Consider the following 18,963-nt stretch of genomic DNA (forward strand, 5'->3'; position numbering starts at 1 on the left):
GACACCATGAGCACAGAAATTATTGAAGCTCCCCAGCGCGACCTGACTGCGCCAGCAGATCAAGTGCCTGCCAACTCCCCCATGGGAATGATGATGGCCGCTATGAAACAAGGCGCCACACTCGACCAAGTGGAGCAGATGATGAACCTGCAGCAACGCTGGGAAGAACGCGAGGCAGAGAAAGCGTTCAACGATGCCTTGGCCGCCTTCAAGTCCGAGGCTGTCGAAATCATCAAGCGCAAAACTGTCGACTTCACCGGGAAGAACGGGCGCACTCACTACAAGCACGCAGAACTCTCCGATGTGGTCGAAGCGGTCGGCCCTGCCCTTTCAAAGCATGGCTTCGCCTGGAGCTGGAAAACCCATCAAGAAAAAGACCTGATACGCGTGACCTGCATTCTCAAACACCGCCAGGGTCATACCGATTCTGTGTCCCTTGAGGCCAATGCGGACCAAAGCGGAAGCAAGAACAACATCCAGGCCATCGCATCCACCGTCACTTACCTGCAGCGCCACACCCTCAAGGCCATTACTGGTGTTTCTGAAAAAGGTGACGACGATGACGGGCTAGGCAGCGCGAACTCGAAGATCAGCGCCGACCTGCGCGACGAGTGGATCAGTGAAGCAGCCAAAGCCGAAACGCTGGAACGGTTGGAAACCATCTGGCAGGAAGGCGGCAACATCATCTATGCAACCAACAACCTTGCCGACTACAACGCCTTCAAGAAGGCTGTATCTGACAAGAAAAAGATGCTTGCGGAGGCTCAATAATGGAAGGCTTAATCATTCACACCGCCGAACAGGGCACCCCAGAATGGCTCCAGGCTCGCAAGGGCGTCATCACCGGCAGCCGTTTCAAAGACTGCCGCGACCGCCTGAAAAGCGGTGCCCCATCCAAGAAATGCCTAGACTACGCCATGGATGTGGCCCGAGAGCGCGAAGGCGGTGAGCCCATGCAAGTCTTTGTGAACGGCGCGATGCGCCTGGGCACCGAGCAAGAGCCCTACGCCCGCGCTGTTTATGAGCGTAAGACAGGGCACATCGTTGACGAGGCCGGTTTCATCACAACGCCGGACCGCCTATTTGGGGTTAGCGTGGACGGTCTGGTGGGCGATGACGGGATCATTGAAATCAAGACGATGGTCAGCAGCGACACGCTGTTCACCGCCTTTGTGAACGGCGATATTGCCGCCTATGTAGACCAGTGCAATGGCGCAATGTGGTTGCTCGGACGTAAATGGGTGGATCTGGTGCTGTGGGTTCACGACCTGGGCCGCATGAAGATCATCCGCATCGACCGAGACGACAACCAGATTGAATCGCTTGAATCCGATCTGATGGAGTTCGAGCGAACTGTCACCAAGTATCAGCATGAACTGCGGGACGCCCTGCTGGAGGCTGCGTAAATGGCCTCAGTCAACAAAGTCATTCTGGTGGGCAATCTTGGCCGCGACCCAGAAGTACGCTACAGCGCAGAAGGCTCGGCCATCTGCAATATTTCCATTGCCACGACTTCGCAGTGGAAGGACCGTACCTCCGGCGAGCGCCGTGAGGAAACCGAATGGCACCGTGTGGTGTTCTACAACCGTCTGGCTGAAATCGCGGGTGAGTACCTGCGTAAAGGCCGCCCTGTCTACGTAGAAGGTCGCCTGCGTACCCGTAAATGGACGGGCCAGGAGGGCCAGGAGCGTTTCTCAACGGAGGTCATTGCCGACCAGATGCAAATGTTAAGCGGCAGAACTGTTGATGACGGGAACAATTGAGATCTAACAATATCCGAAGAACTTTCCCAAAAGCTACTTTTCCTGTTTCTTGTCTAATGCTACTTCCAGTTGAAGCTGCTTTATGACGGCATCAATTTCTGAAAGAGATTTAGTTAAGGCGTTTACATATTTTTCCTCGAAAGATATATCAAAGAGCTTTAGCAGCACATCACGAATAGTTAAGCCCTTTCCGTCAGGCAAACGAAATGCTTCGCAAATTCGCAAAAAATTATTAAAAGATACCAAAATAGAAGATCGAGACTCAACGCTTAGCGCATCGCTATTTATCACCCTATCCACACTAGCCTTGTACAGCGAGAGTAGGGAAAAATAATCCTCAGATTTCCTCTGAGCTACGAGTACGCCATCTGCGGCCTGCAGGTTTCCCTTAAAGATTGATGTTCGGTATTCGTCAGTTGCCGAAACAGCCAGATTTATAGAATCTCTTGCATGGATCAATTTATTTAATAAGGCGCGTCTTTCATTTGAGGCGCGTTGAAACTCGGCCAACCTTTGGGATCGATTTATATAAAGAAACCCCGCACCTATTGCTCCTATAGAGCCTAATGCTTGGATCCAAGCAGCCCAATTTTCTGACTGAAATATCGGATGTGCGGCAGCAAGCGTCGCCATCCCAATAACCGCTCCAAATCCAACCCCCACGGCCAGCGCGATCAATGTAAGCGCTTCGCAGTCTTTTTTTTTCATTTCCCTATCCACCCCACGCGATGATTTATCCGCGTGAGCATAGCCCATCCTGAAAGGAATACACCCATGTGGTTTAAAAACCTGCGTATCTTCCGCCTGGACACCCGTTTTGGGGTTTCAGCCAAAGCTCTGGCCAATATGTTGGCCAAGCATCAATTCGCTCCATGCGGCAGCCAAGAACCGCTCAGCCTGGGCTGGGTAGCGCCGCGTGAAGGCGGTGAGCTGGTGCATGAAGTAAACGGCCAGTACCTGATCTGCATGCGGGCTGAAAAGAAACTGCTACCGAGCGCCGTGGTCAACCAAGCAGCGCGCGAGAAGGCCCGCGAAATCGAAGAGCAACAGGGCTACAAGCCAGGCCGCAAGCAGATGAAGGAAATCAAAGAGCAGATCATCATTGACTTGATGCCCCGCTCTCATGCTGTGCAGCGCGACACCATGGTGTGGATCGACATACGAAACCACTGGTTTGTGGTTGATAGCGCAGTCGTGGCTAAGAGCGATGAGGTGCTGGGCTTGTTCGCCAAGAGCTTGGAACCCTTCCCGGTCCAGCCCCTGTATACAGAGCAGTCACCCGCTGGCGCTATGACGACCTGGCTAGTTGATGATGAAGCCCCCGCCAACTTCACCATTGACCAAGATGCCGAGCTTCGTTCCACAGGCGATAGCGGTGCCGCTGTGCGCTACGTGAAGCAAAGCGCCGACATTGACGAAGTGCGCAAGCACGTTGAGGCCGGCAAGCAATGCACCCGCCTGGCCATGACCTGGGCGGATCGCATCAGCTTTGTGCTGACCGATGCGCTGGACATCAAACGCGTCGCTCCGCTGGATATCCTGACTGAAAAGCAGGACGTCTCGGCCGTCAACGATGACGAAATCTTTGATGCCGACATGACCTTAATGACCTCCGAACTGGCCAAGATGATCAGCGATCTGGTCGAAGTGCTGGGCGGCGAACGCCACACCCAAGCATACCCACAACTGTTATGAGTCATTAAATAAACACATGTATGGATAAAAAACTCAGCATTTACATAAAAAACCTTAGCCATGTGACGGACAAGAATAACAAAACCCTAACTCTAAATATTTAATTTTTCCAAATCCGAACCTAAATCCTTACACAATGTCCTGGCTGTATTAAGATAACCGTTTTTTAAATTTTCTTCGGATTTCAATCGGCTTAAAGTATCGCCTTTTTCGTATATCTCGCGACATATTTTTTCAACACGAAATGATTTTTTTATTTTCTCAGAATCCCCCATCTCATAAATTGGCGTAGAACTGAACATTTTCAGAGCCGTCGCCATAGCTAAACTATTTTTAGTATTCCATTCTGAATTGAAGCCAGTCGGATCCTTCTGATCCTCAAACAATTTCACTGCTGCTAAACCTTCTTCTTTTAAATTTAAGACAATAGCCACGTACCCTTGCTGGCTCTTTTCACGCCTTGACTCTTCTAACGCTACAGCAGATTGATGTGAAGCAGCAGACTGCCTTGACCCAACTATATAGGAACCGACGATAGCTCCCATCGAACCAAAAGCTTGTAACCAAGCAGCAATATCACCCGCCTTTTCCACGGGAAACTTAAAAAAAACGTAACCAATGCCAAATACAAGAATGGCTGTAAAGATGGTTATAGAGTAATAAAGTCGACAACCCTGGAAAATAAAATCTTTAACACGACCACACCACTTAGAAGCCAATCGCTCAAAACGTGTGCAACAAAACTGAGCCTTACGCATACCGCCCTCGAAGCAATAGTAACTATTAGACATCAAATCATAGCCGAACCCCTGTGGCCCGGACATATGATGCCTCCCTTATGAAGCATCACGACTACAGCAACACCCCATAACCCCGCTTGATTTACTCAACCGGGGTTTCTCTTTTCTAGGAACCACTCATGACCACCGTTGAATCTCCAGCGCCGACCGCTGAGGAGGCACGCAAGCTGCGCGCCTACGTTTATATGCTTGCCAAGACCGCTCAAGCGTTCGCTGACGCTGCAGGAATCGATCTCGAAGCCACAGAACTAGTGATGGACTTAGGTCAGCCCGAGAAGGTGACGAAATCAATCCGCTCCATCCTGGATGGTGCGCTGGCCCTCGCTGGTGAGTAGCCAGACAGATAGATGAATCTGCCCCCCCCACTGCCAGAGCAGAAGCTCTGACGTCCCAGTAGATGAAAACGGAGGCCGCATGGTCAGACAAGCCGAATTTGCCCGCCCCCTGCCCCGCCTTCGACACATCGAACCGGGGCAATTTTTTACCCTTCGCCATGACCCAGAGGTGCGTGTGCTCCTGCACAAGACAAGCACTCACGGTCATTTCAATAACGGATATGCATCCCTGTGCCATGAGCTCGACTTGAGTTGTATGGCTTGGAGTGAGAACGGATGGAGAGCCAGAGAATGACGGCTACTGTTTTAGATCCCTGCTGCGGTGGCCGCATGATGTGGTTTAACCGCCAGGACCAACGCGCTCTCTTCGGAGATATTCGCAGCGAGAACCACACGCTTTGCGACGGACGGGCCTTCAACATCACGCCCGATCTGAACATGGACTTCCGGGCCATGCCCTTCCCAGATGAGAGCTTTCGCCTTGTCTGCTTCGATCCCCCTCATCTGCGTCACGCTGGCCGGGAATCGTGGCTACGTGCCAAGTACGGAATCCTCAGTGACGATTGGCAAGACGATCTGCGTCGTGGCTTTGCGGAATGCTTCCGTGTCCTCAAGCCGGAGGGTGTGCTGATCTTTAAATGGAACGAGATCCAGATCCCTACTCGCCAGATCCTTGAGTTGACCCCACACAAGCCCCTATTCGGGCACCCGAGCGGCAAGCGCGCCGATACCCACTGGATCACCTTCATGAAAGGACAGTCATGAACACCCACCCACACAACCAGGCGCGATCTACCCCGCAAGAAGCGTTCAACCTGCAACGCGCAGCACAGGTCTACAGCACACGCGCATTCATCCCGGTGACCTCGAAAGCCGCCCCAAACCCTAATTACCCTCAGTTGATGGAGAAACGTCGATGAGCAAAGAGACACAAACAATGGTCCCTGAGAACGCGGAGCCGGTATATCAGCTTTGGAGTGATGAGGGCTTCGGGGGGTGGACGGATACGGACAAAGCCACGTATTGCTGGTGGCTGGACAGCAAGAACCCGCCGAGAATGCGGAAACTCTACACCGCCCCCGCTGCCACCCAGCCAGGCCTCACACAGCAAACGCTCGAGGATGTGATGGCAGGTATCCCAGCAAGAGATGCAGAGATTGAAGCGCTGCGAAAGGAGATTGACACCTTGCGGGCGCGGCAGGACGCCGACACGGTAGATGCGGAGCGTTACCGAGCATGGCGCGACGCACTGATCACGGGGAAAACCGCTGAGGACGACTTTATCCGCTTGGTGGCTGACAGCCTACCAACAAGCGTGGGAGTGAGCAGGCGCCCGACCGCAGCAGAATGGGACGCCGCTATCGATGCAGCGCGTAAGGAGAATAGCAATGCTTAAACAAAAAGATATTGAAGGACTTCCGCCAGAGCTGCTGGCCCAGCTCAGCAAGAAAGCAATTGCTCAGACAGAGAACCCGGTCCTTACCAGCATACGACAACGAGAGATCGCAAGCATCGATCAAATCATGATCGACATTTACCGATCAACTGGTCAGGTCAAGAAACGACAGGCTGTGAGTATGGAGTTATTCAAGCTAGCCAAAGCCGGTCTGATCGCCCGCATACCTAAACGCCAAGGAGTCTACCGCATCGCAGCCAGTAAGGAGCCAGGCCAGTGACCGTCACCCTCTTCGGCATTGAGTTCAATTACCTGGTGATGCTGAGCAAGTTTCTTGACGGCTTCCTGCCAGGCATTGGGTTCATGATGGCTGTCACTCTTGCCTACTTGCTGGCGCTCTGGTTCTCACGAAAGTCTAAGTCCAAGCGCCGCAAGGTGCGTGTGAAGTTAATACGAAAGGAGGCTGCCCATGGATGACAGTACAACAAAAGCCCAGTACCGCCGTATGTTCCATGCTGCATGTACTGAGCTCGGAGCCATCAATGAAGCCTTGGGCCTTGATCCCGATGCCGGTGGTGCCGCGCCAATCCTGGCCGCCATTGAACAACTGCGCGCCCAGCATACCGCCACCCTCGCGAACATCGAGGCCTTCGTCGCCTGCGATGCGTCCGCTATCTCGTATCTGAGTCTGGGTGAGTACCGGACAGCCCTACTCAAGATGCTGCGCCAGGCAACAGCCACAAAGGAGCCTGGAGCATGAGCATTTCACCCGAGGCAGCTGAGGCCGGACGCAAAACACTCTGGGAGCTGTTCCTCAAGTGGGTGGACAGCCTGCCCCTTTAATTCTTTGATCAGGAAAACACATGAATTACAGCTGTGAGAAACACAGTGAAGCCCAAATCCATCGCGGTCGCACCTGCGTGGCTTGCGAAATCGAGAGCCTGCAAAAGCAGATCACGGCAGCCCAGCTACTCAGTACCGCTATGTGGAACTGGATGAATAACCCAGAGAACATGACAAAGCTGACCACCGAACTCTCAACTGAGCAGTTCCGTCAGCGGTTCCTGCGGGAGTTTCGGCAGGCCCGCTAATGCAAGATCGAATTATGGAAGTCCTGGCCAGAACGGCCAAAGATTGGAATCTACCCGCCCCCGTGGCGGGTTTTTGATGGAGAGCACAATGATTAACCTTCAGCCGGAACAGCTGGAAGCCATGCTTGCGCGAGCAGCCCGAATGGGTGCCCAGCAAGCCTTTGAGGATATGGTTTGCTACCACTACAAGGATGCGTGCAAGTTCCTACGCATTAGCTACAACACCCTGCAGAAGCGAATTACAGAGGGTAAAATCAAACAGATTGATGGGAGGATTACCGGTGCTGAGATTCGTCGCTATCTCGGGCTGCACGCAAAATAATTTTTGCTCCCATTTTGCTCGCATATTCAACCTAAGTTGTTTATACATGCGGCTTTACGAGTCTCTCCGTTCGCACCAGAGCATGAAAACCGTTGATTCAGAAAAATCAATTTTAAGCAAAATCAACGGCTTAACTTTCATACCCTAACAGCTTTTAATAGCCTATTTTCAAGTATTCAACATCGTAGGCCCCATAAAGGCCCCACGAATTCCTCAAAAAAACAAAAATAGCCACATCGCCTAGGTATTGAATCCAGTTCAATACTGTTAGCGATCCACATGACTGCAAGTACGTCTATTGATTTGGTTCCCTTGTAATTGTTTGGCCGCTAATAATTGCCACTCAATCAACTCGTTGCACGTCTTGTATTGTTGCGTACGAAAGCTAGCCCATTCTCACAATCATTAGTTAAAGCTTGTCCGCGCTAATAAAGTTATTTTCAGGTAACAGCCCACCAAAGCTGCGCTATATAGATCTGATAAATTCAACGGTATTTACTGAAATCGACCTCGAGACTGCTGAGAAAAAGCACGTGCCGGGGGGGCAGAATCGCAAGACCCCCGCTGGGCACTGTGCTTTTCTCCTGAACACCTCTACTTAAACATCAGTTGTAGCGATCGTGCTTTCCAGGAAAGTCATTGGGCCAGCGCATGGGTTGCGGCTCAGGCTTGGGAGCCGGATCAGGACTTGGGCTGGGAGCCGGATTTGGGCTTGGCTTTGGATTGCGATTCATCCCCATCTTTCCTTTATAAAAAATCAATAATGACAATCATTCGCAAGTAATTATATTACCTAGTCACATTTGACAATAAATAACATTTATTCCTGTTTTTTACTCGATAACTACATTTTTCATTTATAAAGAGGTCATAAATTTGATTGAAAGACCAATAAACCGAAGAATATTTGTTACTTTATACTACACTTATGAGCTGAAACGGATTATGGACATCGTTCTATAGACGTAGGTCAAAGCCGGTTTGAAACCGGCCCAAGAGGAAGGGATTTTGTCGTCAGGGAGTCTCAGGGGAGGACTTCAACACGGCCAGCCAGACAAGGCAAAAACCATGCCCTGCATAAAGAGAAAGTCGGCACAGAGATGGCTGAGCCACAACAAACAGCTTAATGAAGCAGCAAGAGCAACGGGCACGTCACCTGATATCCCTACTATCAAGCCCGAAAGATTCCCCTCCTCATTTCCAAGCCCACAAAAGAAAGCCTTGAAGCGCAGACACAAAAAAGCCGCCCTTGAAGGCGGCTTCCCGATTAAATTCGGAGCTTATTCCTGCCGATCGTGTTTACCCGGAAAATCGCTAGGCCAACGCATGGGCTTCGGCTGCGGATCGGGTTTCGGTACCTGATTAGTAAAGGGGGCACTATTCACAAGGCAACCTCCTTCATGAAAATTAAAAATATAGAGCCAAGCCTCAATTGCACCAAATCTTATATCAATAAGTGCTAATCAATGGACGCTCTAGTATTAACCCTAGCGGAATACTGAACAAATTAGCTGGCTCATAATTAATCAGACAGCATTCACGCCCGACAGTTCCTTGCCACGCCTATCCCTAACAGCGGTGCCACAGCAAAAATTCCAAATAAATAATATGCCGCTTGACGCGTTCCCTCCACGCCACCGGGATCAATAAGTCCACCCGCATTGGCAATCATTCCAGCCAAGGCTGCTCCGCTTGCCGTTGCAAAAAGTTGAATGGTTGTAATCGATGCCCCCGCCAGTTCCTGCTCTTGAGCTAGCACTGCCTTGAAAACCCGCACCAGCAAATGGGGCCAAGCTACCCCTACTCCCACGCCTATCAAGGCCAGAGCCAGACAAATCGGTGCCAGAGCCAGGACGGAACCCGTACTGGTATCTGGCAGTAAAACAACAAGCCCCACCATACCCAGCAGTCCCAGGATAGGCCCAGCCATGATCGCCCGCGCAATGGCTTTTTCCCCCAGGCCCGAGCTGATAATTGCCCCTACCGTCCAGCCCGCCCCCATCAGCGCCGTCAAGTACCCCGCTACTAACGGGGACTGTTGATGCAAGACTTGCAGAAAAAGCGGTGCAAAAACTTCACCACTGGTCACCGTCAGCACTAACAAGGACATCAAGGCATAGAGTTTGGCAATAGCAGATCTGAACTGAAACGCCCCCGATGGCAGCAACTTGGTAGACGAACGTTTTTCCACTACCAGCAAAGCGACGGCCAACACCCCCGCCAAGCCCAGGCCAAGCGCATTTTGCAGTACATCTGCCGAGGTACTACCGGCAGAGATCGCCAACACCACCAGCGTCAACAACAGCAGTTGAATCACAGGAATAGCCACCTTGCTCACCGCCGCGGCATGTTGCTCACGTTTGGGGAGGACTACTAATGCCAAAGCGGCAAAAAGCACGGTAATCAAGGCGACCGATCCAAAAGCCGCACGCCACATTCCCCACTGCGCAAACACGCCACCGACTGCCGGCCCGGCCAACGTTGCCACGCCCCACATGGCTGATACCAACGCCATGGCTCGAGGCCACAAGGGCTCTGCAAAAACCAGACGAATCATGGCGTACGCCAGAGCAAAGAGAAAACCACCGCCAATCCCCTGGACGAAGCGCCCGAACAGCAAAAGGGACATATTCGGCGCCAGCGCGCAAACAAGCGCCCCCACCGCAAAGATCAAGGCCGCGACGGCATAGCTACCTTTAGGGCCCGTCAAGGCCAGCAACTTGGGTGACAGAGCCGAACCCAGAATAGACGCCACGACAAACAGGGTCGTATTCCAGGCATATAAGTCCAGCCCACCAATATCCTGCACAACCGTGGGCAAAATGGTGGTCACAATGTAGACATTGACGGCATGCAATACCACCCCACCGGCCAGGACGATGGCACGCATAGCATTGGCCCCCGACAACAAAGCGCCCCACCCGGTCTGTACCCCATGCCCACTACGCGCGCAAGCTTGCTGATTCTTCATAAGATCTCGACTCATTCTTTTAAAAGTAGCCCTGCCGCTTGAAAAGCTTGCATAGGCAAGAGTGGTCTTTTATAAAACCTCATGTATAGATGAGATCAAGAGATCCAGACACCATGAGAATCGATACCAGCATCCCTCTGTCAGTGGGTGAAGTCGCCCGCCGCAGCGGGGTCACCATTGCAACCGTGCATCACTACGAAACCAAAGGTCTCATTCATGGCTGGCGTAGCGATGGTAACCAGCGCCGCTATCACCGGAATGTTCTACGAAAAATTGCGGTCATCAAAATTGCACAGCGCGCCGGCATTCCACTGGCTACCATCAAAACAGCCCTGGATGAATTACCTACTGGCCGGCCACTGAACGCGAAGGACTGGGCCACCTTGTCCACGAGCTGGCGGGATATGTTGAATGAGCGGATTCTCAGCCTGACACAGCTACGCGATGAGCTGGATGGCTGTATAGGCTGTGGGTGTTTGTCCATGACGGACTGCCCACTTAGAAACCCGGGGGATCAGTTATCCCTGTCAGGCGCGGGTGCTGTGCTGCTTGATGCCGGACGACACAATCAGAAGCGGAAGAAAAGAGCGGGGGAAATCTGATCGCGCGGCTTGTGTGAAATCCAGGCTGAACACGCAGCGCATCAGGGTTGGAAATCAGCGAAAACCGACTCTTACTTCACTATGCCAGAAGGCATCAGGCAGCAAAAAGGCCCAGTTTTCACACCAGGCCTTTTTTTACTTTCCAAGAAACGCCCTGCTCTCTTAGATCACTCCCCAGAAATACAGCAGCGCGGGAAGCAAGGCTGTCAGCACCCCTTGCACGGCAGACACCAGCCCAGTCAGGCGGGCAATGGGTTTATTCAGCACCAGCAGCAAGAAGAACATGAACCAGAGCACTGCCCAGGACAACCAGCTCAGGACTTGCCAGTAGTCAAAAATCCGCTCGGCTACGCTCAAATTTGTAAGTGCGGCGGGAACAGCGATGCAGGCGACCACCAGGGAATACCAGCCCAAGGCACGCCCATCACTTCCTGTAAACGCGTTCACCCCTACCCAAAAATAGGTCAAGGCAAACAGGCCCAGATAAATGGCCGACAAGGGAGAGTACACGGTGCTATTGGCGGGGTTCAAGATATGGGACATGCAGATGAATCCCAGTACGGCCGTGAACAAGTTGACGATAGCAGCATCTTTGGCATCCACCAGCCTGCCAGCATGATGGCCTTCAGAGTAAAAGAGACGAACACCATTAACGAACAGGCACAGGCCTGCAAACGCCAGAAAAGCGGCAACTAGCATTTTGAAGATATCCTAAATAATAGAAGGCGGACACAGAACATGCCCGCAACATGATGTTGCACTCAAGGCTGAGGCGGAGCAGATCATAGAGCTTGGCTACGCAATTGCCATGTGATTTTTTTTATAAGCTCTATAAGAAAAAACCGCGCAATTTTGCGGCGGTTTTCCAGTGAAAATTCTGGCTGAAAAGCGAGCGGTTTGCACAGGCATTAGCAGGCTAACGCCCCCTTCTCCGTTTTGAAAGCAAACTCAGCCCAGGGACAAACAAAATCCCTTTTAATCAATGAGTTAAAACCTGATCGGAGCCTGGGCAAGGCCGCTACAAATGACGTCTGGCAACTGACCAAACCATAAAAAGCGTGCCTGCTCAAGAACCCGCTCAAGCCTGTTCGTTTTGGCCCCAGTGAGCCAGCACACGCACATAGACCAACTGTGCCAGCAGCTCCACCAGAGTCTGCGTCAAAATGATGGCTGGCAACAACGGCAAAGCCCCCGGAATTGCCAAAGCCAGAGGCAGCACCACCAAAGAATTGCGAGTTGCACTGCTGAAAGCCACCGCACGTCGCAACGGGACGGCCAGCTGCGCTTGCCGTGCCAGCGCCCAGCCGATGACAGGAGCCAGAATGGCAAACAGCGCATACACCGGCAACACTCGCCACAAGACATCCAGTGCAGGCTCCAGTTGTCGCAGAACAGCCGCCACGACGATGAACAAGACCAAAGCAGTGGCTGGAACGGGGGCCAAGCCCAAACCCGTTTTTATCTGCGCCCAGCTATGACTTTTACCCGCAAGATACTGGGTGGCCCCCGCCAGCAGCAGCGGAATCAGAATCAGGTAAAAGAAAGCATTCAGAAACGGCCCGGCTTTGATGTACAAACCGAACTGTTCCACCAAGGCCAATTTCAAAAACAAGGGCAGGAGCAGCATTTGCACAAGCAGCAGTACCGGCGTAGCGGCCAGAAGTGTGCGGGCGTCGGCACGACCTAATTGAGCAAAGGTCACGACGTAATCAATGCAAGGAGCCAGCAAGACCAACAGCACGCCCAGGCGCAACATGGTGTGGTCTGGCAGCAAGGGCACCAGCGCAAAGACCAATAGAGGTATCAGGAGAAAATTGGCCAGAAGCAAAACGGCCAGAAAGCGCAGCTGGGTCAGCGCTTTGCCTAACTGGGCAATAGGCACCTGCACAAAGGTGACATACAACATGAAAGCCAGCGCTGGATTGATCCAGTCGACCAGACTAGCTGGCATCACCCAGACACTGGCCAGCCAGGCGGCCAGCAACATCGTCACACAATAAATAACGGTTTGCCGGCGCTCTAACACATCACGAATCACGGCCAGCACCTCGTTTGGCTGAACAACTCCGGCACTGCCGTGAGAACTCCCTTTTACAGACCGCTATGGCGCAAACGTGCGGCGGACTGACGGTTCAAATCTCGAGCCTCACGCTCGGCATACTCGCTTTCTCCGGCTTCGTAACGGCCCTCGTGCATGCAGGACTCACGGTCCCAGGTGCATTCATTAAAGAGTTTTGACACGGGGCCACCACCGGGCTTCGCGGAGGAACAAGCTGCCATCAAAGCGGCCAGACCGAGCACCGCGCAACTTTGAATCAGACATCGAACCATCATTGTGTTTTCCCTACAAAAAATCTTTATTGCAATTACCGCGAATCGAAATCAGAACCGATCGCGGACAATAGGAACACTGTACCCTGAGCCTCCAAAGCCCGTCGATTCCCTTTCCTGATAATTTGCAATTTATGACTCACGAACAATTTTTGCTATTGGCCCAAATCTTGAATCTGACGCCCAATCCCGAACTGGAGCAGGAAGTCCGACATCCGGGCGCGCAAATCAGCACACAAGCACAACAGATCCTGACTCTACATCTCCGGCTGAAGGAAGCCTATGTCATTCACAGGCCCACTGCATTTCGAGTTGTAGTCAGCCATGACGATCTGGACCGTTTCCCAGGCGCCCTGGATTTGAAGCAAGGTATGCATGTACAGCTGGTTTCTTACACCAGCGAGCGCTACATCAGTGTTCGTATCACCCAACTGCCAGCCACCCCCAAGGCGTATTTCAGGGGCGTCGTCAGCGAGCAGAACATCAGTTACCACGTTTTCGAGGTCGGGGACAGCGTGTATTTTTCTGAAGATCAAGTCCACGCCATACTCAATAAATAAAATGGGCTAGTGCCCACACGCCAAGGTGCCTGCTTCAACCCGATCTTTTCAGACTGGTGTCAGGCAGCAAGTGCAAGCCTGTCCGTCTTACAAACTCCTCGTAGCTGATGGGTGGTCCAACACGAGTGGAAGCCTGGTTAGCCTGCCAATGTACCCAGGATCGCCCTGTGGTGGCGTCATACACCAGCTTGAACAAATGACTGGGAACGGCAACCTGGCTGGAACCTATCGTCGCGGCATTGCGCTCGTACACAGGTCCGGTGAACACATACACATTGCCTGCGGCACGCGCCACATATTTACGGGTATCGGCTTCGATCTTGTTCCAGGGGCCGGCGTTGTGGACCTGATTTTGCGGCACCATATTGGCCAGAGAAAAGCTCTGGGCCATGCTCTGCTCCGAAGCCATATCCCCTGCCGGAGCCATATGCCCGCGCGAAAAGCCCGAGCCTCGATAGTCATTCAGCTCGGCTCGCTCTGCCTGCGGCAAACGGCCTTCAGCATAAAAACGATCCGTGCGCTTCAAGCCTTTGGCGGACTGAATCTGCTGACGATTCAGACGCTGGACGACAAACACCGGCGTCTTGGTTTGGCCGCTATGCAAAATCGCAAAAGAGCTGAAGCACAACTCTCTTTGCGTGTAAGCCATGGGCACGACAGGTCGCGAACCGGGAAAAAACTGGGGGCAATGTGCAAAAGAGGTTTGAACATACCCCTCGACCGAGGCCGGAACAGGCACACTATCCTGCTGCGTCGCACCTGGCCAACCCAAGGACACCAGAAACGATTCAAGACTTTGCCAGTTCGGCCCTTGGGGATGAAGCCAGGCCGTTGCAATCCCGAAACTGGTCAGGGCCGCGGCAAGGACGGACTTCAAAAATCGGGACGGGTTTGCCTGCCCTGTCTTTTTTCTACTACTGGTTTTTTTAACGCTACGACCTGTACTTTTTCTGCTCATACCACTCTTGTTTTATGCTTGGTCGGCTTACATCATTGCGCCGACTGCACCTGTGATTATAAGCAGTCCTTTCAGATTCAAAAGAACGTGCCCCCAGTGGGAGCACGTATTTATTTCTGACTCCGGCTTTTTTAACGCGATCAATCGCCAGAACAGGAAAAGACTCAGGGCTTGCGGTGACGCTTTTTACTGAGCACCCAGAGCCTGCAATTCTTTCAATTCATCTTGCAGTTGTTCCAATTTGGCACGATCACGTTCCAGTTTTTTCTCCAGCTTTTCCACCTTGTCTTGTCGCCCTTCAGCCCGTTTCTCGGCGATTTCATCCAGGCGTTCCTGGATGTCCTCTTCCTGCTCGCGGATATCTTCCTGTACATCACGCAGCAAATCCGCGTCCCGGCAATGCATCTGCACATTGGCCAAGGCGCGCTCCAGGCCACGCTCTCGATGAACATTGCCATGCTGGCGAGCATAGCTGATCTGGTTCTGAATTTCGGCAGCCCGATACTGGCAAGCCGGGTTATCAGCCCAGGCGGGCAAGGCCATCACACTTAATACAGCACTCAAGCACCATACGGAACGTTTCATCCTTGTTACTCCTGCAGTGTTCATCCAGATAGCCATCATACAATCCAGACTCCAATTTACCTCAGGTGGACGATTGGAATAGACTTCGTCAATTTGTCACGAAAACGTGATTAAATTCGAAAATTCTTCTGCTTATGTCATATTAAAGTAACAAAATTGTCGCAAATTGTGCCGAGAAATTTACACAACTTGTCTTTAAGCATAAAACAGTTCAGTTACACTCGAAATTCTCATAAAGCAAACTTTTACTTTTAATCGTGTTCAACATCACCACCAGGAAACTGATTTTTTTCCTGTGCGCTGCTTTGATTGTGTTGTGGCTCTTTCCCTTTGCGCACGTCAACGAAAGTTTGCTCAACTCCTCCCAGGCGTATTCAGCCTGGCATACCAGTGTGCTCAACTCCTTGATGCCCTTGTCCATTCTGGCCGTTGCCAGTCTGATCTGGGCGGAGCGGGCGGTGTCCGCTTGTCTGGCCATGGCCGTCAACACCGTCTTGTTTGTACTGGCAATCAAGAATATCTGCGACACCGCGGACCGCTTCTCGCGGGTCTGCGGTATTGATATTTCCGTTTCCTATGGAGCCATGTTGTACGGACTGGGCATGGCCACCCTGTGGGTGCTGCTGCTGAGCTATCGCTGGAAAGGTCCCAAGGAACAATCCGGCCCCTCGGGTGACGCAAGCCTGTAATCAGGTTCCTCTCGTCCTTGCATCATCCGGATGGTCTGCGGGGCCGGTGAGGCCATGACCAGGGTCTCCTTTATTCTTGCCGTACAAGTAACGGCTTCAAGCCGGATTGAAGGGCCAGAAAACGGGGATCAACAACACGCCCAACACCCAGAAAATCAGATTCAAGGGCAAACCCACTTTCAGGAAATCCACAAAACGATAGCCGCCTGCGCCATAAACCATGGTGTTGGTCTGATAGCCCACAGGCGTGGCAAAACTGGTGGAAGCCGCGAAGGTAACGGCGATCAGAAATGGAGTGGGATCGACGCCCATCATTTTCGCCGTGGACATTCCTATCGGTGCCAGCAAGACGGCAGCGGCGGCATTGCTCATGAATTCGGTCAGCATCAGGGCCATCAGGTAGACCACGGCCAACACGGTCAAAGGCCCAAAGGACTTCACCAGACCAACGGTATTTTCGACCAGAAACTGGGCCGCGCCGGTCTCGCTCATGGCCATACCCAAAGGCAGCAAGCCCGCCATCAAGATGATGATGCGCCAGTCTATGGCGTCGTACACATCATCTGCTTTCAAACAACCGGCCAGTGTCATGGCCACGGCACCGAACAAGGAGGTGATGCTGATAGGCACCCAGCCCAAGGCAGGCACCAAAATCACCAGGGCCATGGTGACCAGTGCAAACGGCGCACGCCAGCCCATTTCCTTTTCAGCCTCGCGCTCGGACAGCACGATAATATTGCTGTCAGCCCGCAAATCGGCCGCCTCTGCGGCCGGAGTCAATATCAACAAGATATCGCCCACTTGCAAACGCACTGCACGCAATTGCTCACGCAAGACCTGACCACGGCGATGAATGCCCAGCACGGTGGCGTTCTTGTGCCAGCCTGCTCCCAAACTGCCCAAAGTACGACCACTGATACGCGAACGCGGCGCAATCATGACCTCGGTCAAGACCTGATCGACCTGCTCAAAAGACTGTTGTTCCAGCTTGAACTGGGGGTCTACTTCCAGACCCGCTTCTTTGCGCAGTTCATCCAGCTTGGTCCAGTCTCCGCGCGCCAACAGCACATCGTCCTGCTCGATCTTCTGCTCTCGCGGGCCCCACACTTTGGTATCGCCGCGCAACAGCTCCAGCACAAACACCCCGTATTGCTCGCCCAGCTTGGCATCGCCCACCGATTGGCCAATCAGGGAAGAATCGGGCATCACCCGCAGCTCGGTAATGTATTTTCCCAGCTCATATTGCTCGACCAACTCGCCGCCACGGGCATCGGGCAGTAACCAGCGCCCTATCGTCAGCAAATAAAGACACCCCACAGCCATACAGATCACCCCCAAGGCGGTGAACTCGAACATGGTGAAACCGGGATGACCCAGATCGCGGGCAATGGCATTGACCAGCAGGTTGGTAGAGGTCCCGACCAAGGTACAGACCCCGGCCATTTGCGAGACATAGGACAAGGGGATAAGCGCTTTGGAGGCCGACATGCCTATCCGTGCGCAGGCGGCCATGACGATGGGAATGAATACCGCTACCACCGCCGTGTTGTTGACGAAGGGAGCAATCACCGCCAGAACCAGAAACAACAGCAGCAGAAACTGCACAGGGGAGCGTGCCTTGCTCAGCAAATCCCCAATCCCGGACAGCGCCCCGCTATTTTGCAGCCCGGCAGCCAGCACAAACATGGCCGCGACGGTAACCGTGGCCGGATTGCTGAAACCACCCACGGCCTGCTCGGGAGTCACCAAACCCAGAATCGCCAAGGTGCTGAGCACCAGCAAGGCGATAGCATCTATTCGGAGTTTTTCTGTAGCAAACAAGACAATCGCGATTAAAGCCAGACCCAAGACCACTGCAATCTCTGTTGTCATGTTGCCCCACTCCTGTTTGTGCTGTGCTGCTCAGTATAGGGAAAAATGCAGCACAGCAAGCACTGCATTTCGCCGCACTCAACAAAAAACACAAGTTTTCAAAACAGGAAAAGTGAAGCCTTCAAGCTTGGAAGGATCGGTGGCGCAAGGCCACCCCTGCAACGCTTAAACCAGCAGCATCACCAAAAACACCAGCCCCAACAAGGCGATATAGGCTTTGGCATGAATGCTGTCCGGGATCTTGCCGATCCAGCGCGAGGTGAAGCGAATCCCCAGCCAGGAGCCAATCACCAGCACCAGGCATGCGCGCAAGTCGATATAACCTGCATGCCAGGCCCCCAAGGAATCGGCATTCCAGGCCAGCATGGCGTAGGTCAGGCTCCCCACCACCGCCATCGGCAAGGACAAGGGGTTGGCTGCGGCCGTGGCAGCGGTCATGCTGGCACCGCGTCGACGCATCAAGGGGACAGTGATCACGCTACCACCGACACCCAAAAAGGCAGCAATCGCACCAATAATTACCCCGGCCCCAGCACTACTGGCCTTGCTTAAAGGGCGCATGGTATTGCTGGACTCTTGGGTGAAGCCGGAACGAAACAGGCTATCCAGAATCGTCAGGCCCAGATACACAACAAAAACCCAACGTACCCAGGACCCGCTCAAGGCCATGGCTGCTGCCGCACCGGGAATCGCCCCCAAGGCGATGAACAGGAGCAAAGGACGCACTTGCCCCCAAGGCACAGTGCCCGCCTTGTGGTGGCGCCAGGTAGACAGGCCAGCACCAAAAATCATGACGCAGGTGGAAGTGGCCACCGCAATATGCATGGCCGCCTGCCCCATCTGACTGTCCACGCCATACATGCCAATCAGCACCGAATACAGCACGGGAACCACCACAAAACCGCCACCGAAGCCAAACAGCACGGTGGTCACGCCAGCCAGCAAACCAAAAAACAGCAATAGAAAATACATAGCCGCCTATCAACACAGATG

The 18,963-nt window shown here is 53.0% G+C and carries 24 protein-coding genes and 2 pseudogenes; 16 read left to right on the forward strand and 10 right to left on the reverse strand.

Annotated elements, in window-relative coordinates; all coding sequences use genetic code 11:
- Window positions 1-6 precede the first annotated feature (6 nt).
- The 3 genes and pseudogenes from ACU6HM_RS06230 to ssb form a co-directional block, all read left to right on the forward strand.
- Window positions 7-771 carry an ERF family protein gene (locus tag ACU6HM_RS06230; protein WP_446763513.1) on the forward strand — a complete coding sequence of 255 codons (765 nt, stop codon included), beginning with the start codon at window positions 7-9 and terminating at the stop codon, window positions 769-771.
- On the forward strand, window positions 771-1,406 hold the full coding sequence (locus tag ACU6HM_RS06235) for a lambda exonuclease family protein (RefSeq protein ID WP_446763514.1): 636 nt from the start codon (window positions 771-773) through the stop codon (window positions 1,404-1,406). The genes ACU6HM_RS06230 and ACU6HM_RS06235 overlap by 1 nt, the downstream gene beginning before the upstream one ends.
- Window positions 1,407-1,739 (forward strand): annotated as a pseudogene (ssb, locus tag ACU6HM_RS06240) (single-stranded DNA-binding protein); the annotation flags it as partial.
- Window positions 1,740-1,796: 57 nt separating this feature from the next.
- On the opposite strand, the gene ACU6HM_RS06245 reads toward ssb, so the two are convergent.
- Entirely contained in the window at window positions 1,797-2,471 is a 675-nt protein-coding gene (locus tag ACU6HM_RS06245; protein ID WP_446763515.1) for a hypothetical protein, read from the reverse strand.
- A 66-nt stretch (window positions 2,472-2,537) separates the two neighbouring features.
- Between ACU6HM_RS06245 and ACU6HM_RS06250 the strand changes: the two genes are divergently transcribed.
- Window positions 2,538-3,458 carry a recombination-associated protein RdgC gene (locus ACU6HM_RS06250; RefSeq protein ID WP_446763516.1) on the forward strand — a complete coding sequence of 307 codons (921 nt, stop codon included), beginning with the start codon at window positions 2,538-2,540 and terminating at the stop codon, window positions 3,456-3,458.
- Window positions 3,459-3,550: 92 nt separating this feature from the next.
- Here ACU6HM_RS06250 and ACU6HM_RS06255 read toward each other — a convergent pair whose 3' ends face one another.
- Entirely contained in the window at window positions 3,551-4,282 is a 732-nt protein-coding gene (locus tag ACU6HM_RS06255; protein ID WP_446763517.1) for a hypothetical protein, read from the reverse strand.
- Window positions 4,283-4,377: 95 nt separating this feature from the next.
- On the opposite strand from ACU6HM_RS06255, the gene ACU6HM_RS06260 reads away from it, so the two are divergent.
- The 9 genes from ACU6HM_RS06260 (at window position 4,378) to ACU6HM_RS06300 (ending at window position 7,402) form a co-directional block, all read left to right on the forward strand.
- Window positions 4,378-4,593, forward strand: coding sequence for a hypothetical protein (locus tag ACU6HM_RS06260; protein ID WP_446763518.1), 216 nt, complete (start codon window positions 4,378-4,380; stop codon window positions 4,591-4,593).
- A gap of 291 nt (window positions 4,594-4,884) precedes the next feature.
- Window positions 4,885-5,358 (forward strand): class I SAM-dependent methyltransferase, encoded by a 474-nt coding sequence (locus ACU6HM_RS06265; RefSeq protein WP_302356612.1) that lies wholly within the window; start codon window positions 4,885-4,887, stop codon window positions 5,356-5,358.
- Window positions 5,355-5,513 (forward strand): hypothetical protein, encoded by a 159-nt coding sequence (locus ACU6HM_RS06270; protein ID WP_446763519.1) that lies wholly within the window; start codon window positions 5,355-5,357, stop codon window positions 5,511-5,513. The genes ACU6HM_RS06265 and ACU6HM_RS06270 overlap by 4 nt, the downstream gene beginning before the upstream one ends.
- A complete protein-coding gene (locus ACU6HM_RS06275) occupies window positions 5,510-5,989 on the forward strand; it encodes a hypothetical protein (protein ID WP_446763520.1) in 480 nt (159 codons plus the stop codon). The genes ACU6HM_RS06270 and ACU6HM_RS06275 overlap by 4 nt, the downstream gene beginning before the upstream one ends.
- The gene (locus ACU6HM_RS06280; protein WP_446763521.1) at window positions 5,982-6,269 is read left to right on the forward strand and encodes a hypothetical protein; all 288 of its coding nucleotides are present in this window, start codon (window positions 5,982-5,984) and stop codon (window positions 6,267-6,269) included. Before ACU6HM_RS06275 ends, ACU6HM_RS06280 begins: the two co-directional genes overlap by 8 nt.
- Window positions 6,266-6,466, forward strand: a complete 201-nt coding sequence (locus ACU6HM_RS06285; RefSeq protein ID WP_266107872.1) for a hypothetical protein — start codon at window positions 6,266-6,268, stop codon at window positions 6,464-6,466. Before ACU6HM_RS06280 ends, ACU6HM_RS06285 begins: the two co-directional genes overlap by 4 nt.
- Entirely contained in the window at window positions 6,459-6,749 is a 291-nt protein-coding gene (locus tag ACU6HM_RS06290; RefSeq protein ID WP_446763522.1) for a hypothetical protein, read from the forward strand. Before ACU6HM_RS06285 ends, ACU6HM_RS06290 begins: the two co-directional genes overlap by 8 nt.
- Window positions 6,750-6,852: 103 nt before the next feature.
- Window positions 6,853-7,080, forward strand: a complete 228-nt coding sequence (locus ACU6HM_RS06295; protein ID WP_446763523.1) for a hypothetical protein — start codon at window positions 6,853-6,855, stop codon at window positions 7,078-7,080.
- Window positions 7,081-7,168: 88 nt separating this feature from the next.
- On the forward strand, window positions 7,169-7,402 hold the full coding sequence (locus tag ACU6HM_RS06300) for a hypothetical protein (protein ID WP_009455769.1): 234 nt from the start codon (window positions 7,169-7,171) through the stop codon (window positions 7,400-7,402).
- Window positions 7,403-8,939: 1,537 nt separating this feature from the next.
- Here the strand turns inward: ACU6HM_RS06300 and ACU6HM_RS06305 are convergent.
- Window positions 8,940-10,373 carry an MFS transporter gene (locus ACU6HM_RS06305; RefSeq protein ID WP_446763524.1) on the reverse strand — a complete coding sequence of 478 codons (1,434 nt, stop codon included), beginning with the start codon at window positions 10,371-10,373 and terminating at the stop codon, window positions 8,940-8,942.
- Between the two features lie 113 nt (window positions 10,374-10,486).
- Here ACU6HM_RS06305 and soxR point away from each other — a divergent pair, with 113 nt between their 5' ends.
- Entirely contained in the window at window positions 10,487-10,975 is a 489-nt protein-coding gene (gene soxR / locus ACU6HM_RS06310; protein WP_009455765.1) for a redox-sensitive transcriptional activator SoxR, read from the forward strand.
- Window positions 10,976-11,137: 162 nt separating this feature from the next.
- On the opposite strand, the gene ACU6HM_RS06315 is transcribed toward soxR, so the two are convergent.
- The 3 genes from ACU6HM_RS06315 to ACU6HM_RS06325 all read right to left on the reverse strand — a co-directional run bounded on the left by ACU6HM_RS06315 (window position 11,138) and on the right by ACU6HM_RS06325 (window position 13,309).
- Window positions 11,138-11,674, reverse strand: coding sequence for an AmiS/UreI family transporter (locus ACU6HM_RS06315; protein WP_026482851.1), 537 nt, complete (start codon window positions 11,672-11,674; stop codon window positions 11,138-11,140).
- A gap of 379 nt (window positions 11,675-12,053) precedes the next feature.
- Window positions 12,054-12,962, reverse strand: coding sequence for an arsenic resistance protein (locus tag ACU6HM_RS06320; RefSeq protein WP_446763565.1), 909 nt, complete (start codon window positions 12,960-12,962; stop codon window positions 12,054-12,056).
- Window positions 12,963-13,066: 104 nt separating this feature from the next.
- Window positions 13,067-13,309, reverse strand: coding sequence for a hypothetical protein (locus tag ACU6HM_RS06325; protein ID WP_446763525.1), 243 nt, complete (start codon window positions 13,307-13,309; stop codon window positions 13,067-13,069).
- A 131-nt stretch (window positions 13,310-13,440) separates the two neighbouring features.
- Here ACU6HM_RS06325 and ACU6HM_RS06330 point away from each other — a divergent pair, with 131 nt between their 5' ends.
- Entirely contained in the window at window positions 13,441-13,866 is a 426-nt protein-coding gene (locus tag ACU6HM_RS06330) for a hypothetical protein (protein WP_251197139.1), read from the forward strand.
- 34 nt (window positions 13,867-13,900) lie between these two features.
- On the opposite strand, the gene ACU6HM_RS06335 is transcribed toward ACU6HM_RS06330, so the two are convergent.
- Together ACU6HM_RS06335 and ACU6HM_RS06340 are read right to left on the reverse strand one after the other, a co-directional pair.
- A complete protein-coding gene (locus tag ACU6HM_RS06335) occupies window positions 13,901-14,743 on the reverse strand; it encodes a DNA/RNA non-specific endonuclease (RefSeq protein ID WP_009455759.1) in 843 nt (280 codons plus the stop codon).
- Between the two features lie 267 nt (window positions 14,744-15,010).
- Entirely contained in the window at window positions 15,011-15,409 is a 399-nt protein-coding gene (locus ACU6HM_RS06340) for a DUF1090 domain-containing protein (RefSeq protein WP_446763526.1), read from the reverse strand.
- Between the two features lie 257 nt (window positions 15,410-15,666).
- Between ACU6HM_RS06340 and ACU6HM_RS06345 the strand changes: the two genes are divergently transcribed.
- Complete coding sequence (locus ACU6HM_RS06345) at window positions 15,667-16,098, forward strand: hypothetical protein (protein WP_009455757.1); 432 nt, start codon at window positions 15,667-15,669, stop codon at window positions 16,096-16,098.
- 96 nt (window positions 16,099-16,194) lie between these two features.
- Here the strand turns inward: ACU6HM_RS06345 and ACU6HM_RS06350 are convergent.
- Window positions 16,195-17,982: pseudogene (locus tag ACU6HM_RS06350) on the reverse strand (SLC13 family permease); the annotation flags it as partial.
- 153 nt (window positions 17,983-18,135) lie between these two features.
- Entirely contained in the window at window positions 18,136-18,942 is an 807-nt protein-coding gene (locus ACU6HM_RS06355; protein WP_009455740.1) for a sulfite exporter TauE/SafE family protein, read from the reverse strand.
- Window positions 18,943-18,963 lie beyond the last annotated feature (21 nt).

The organism is Alcaligenes sp. RM2 (assembly GCF_052931795.1).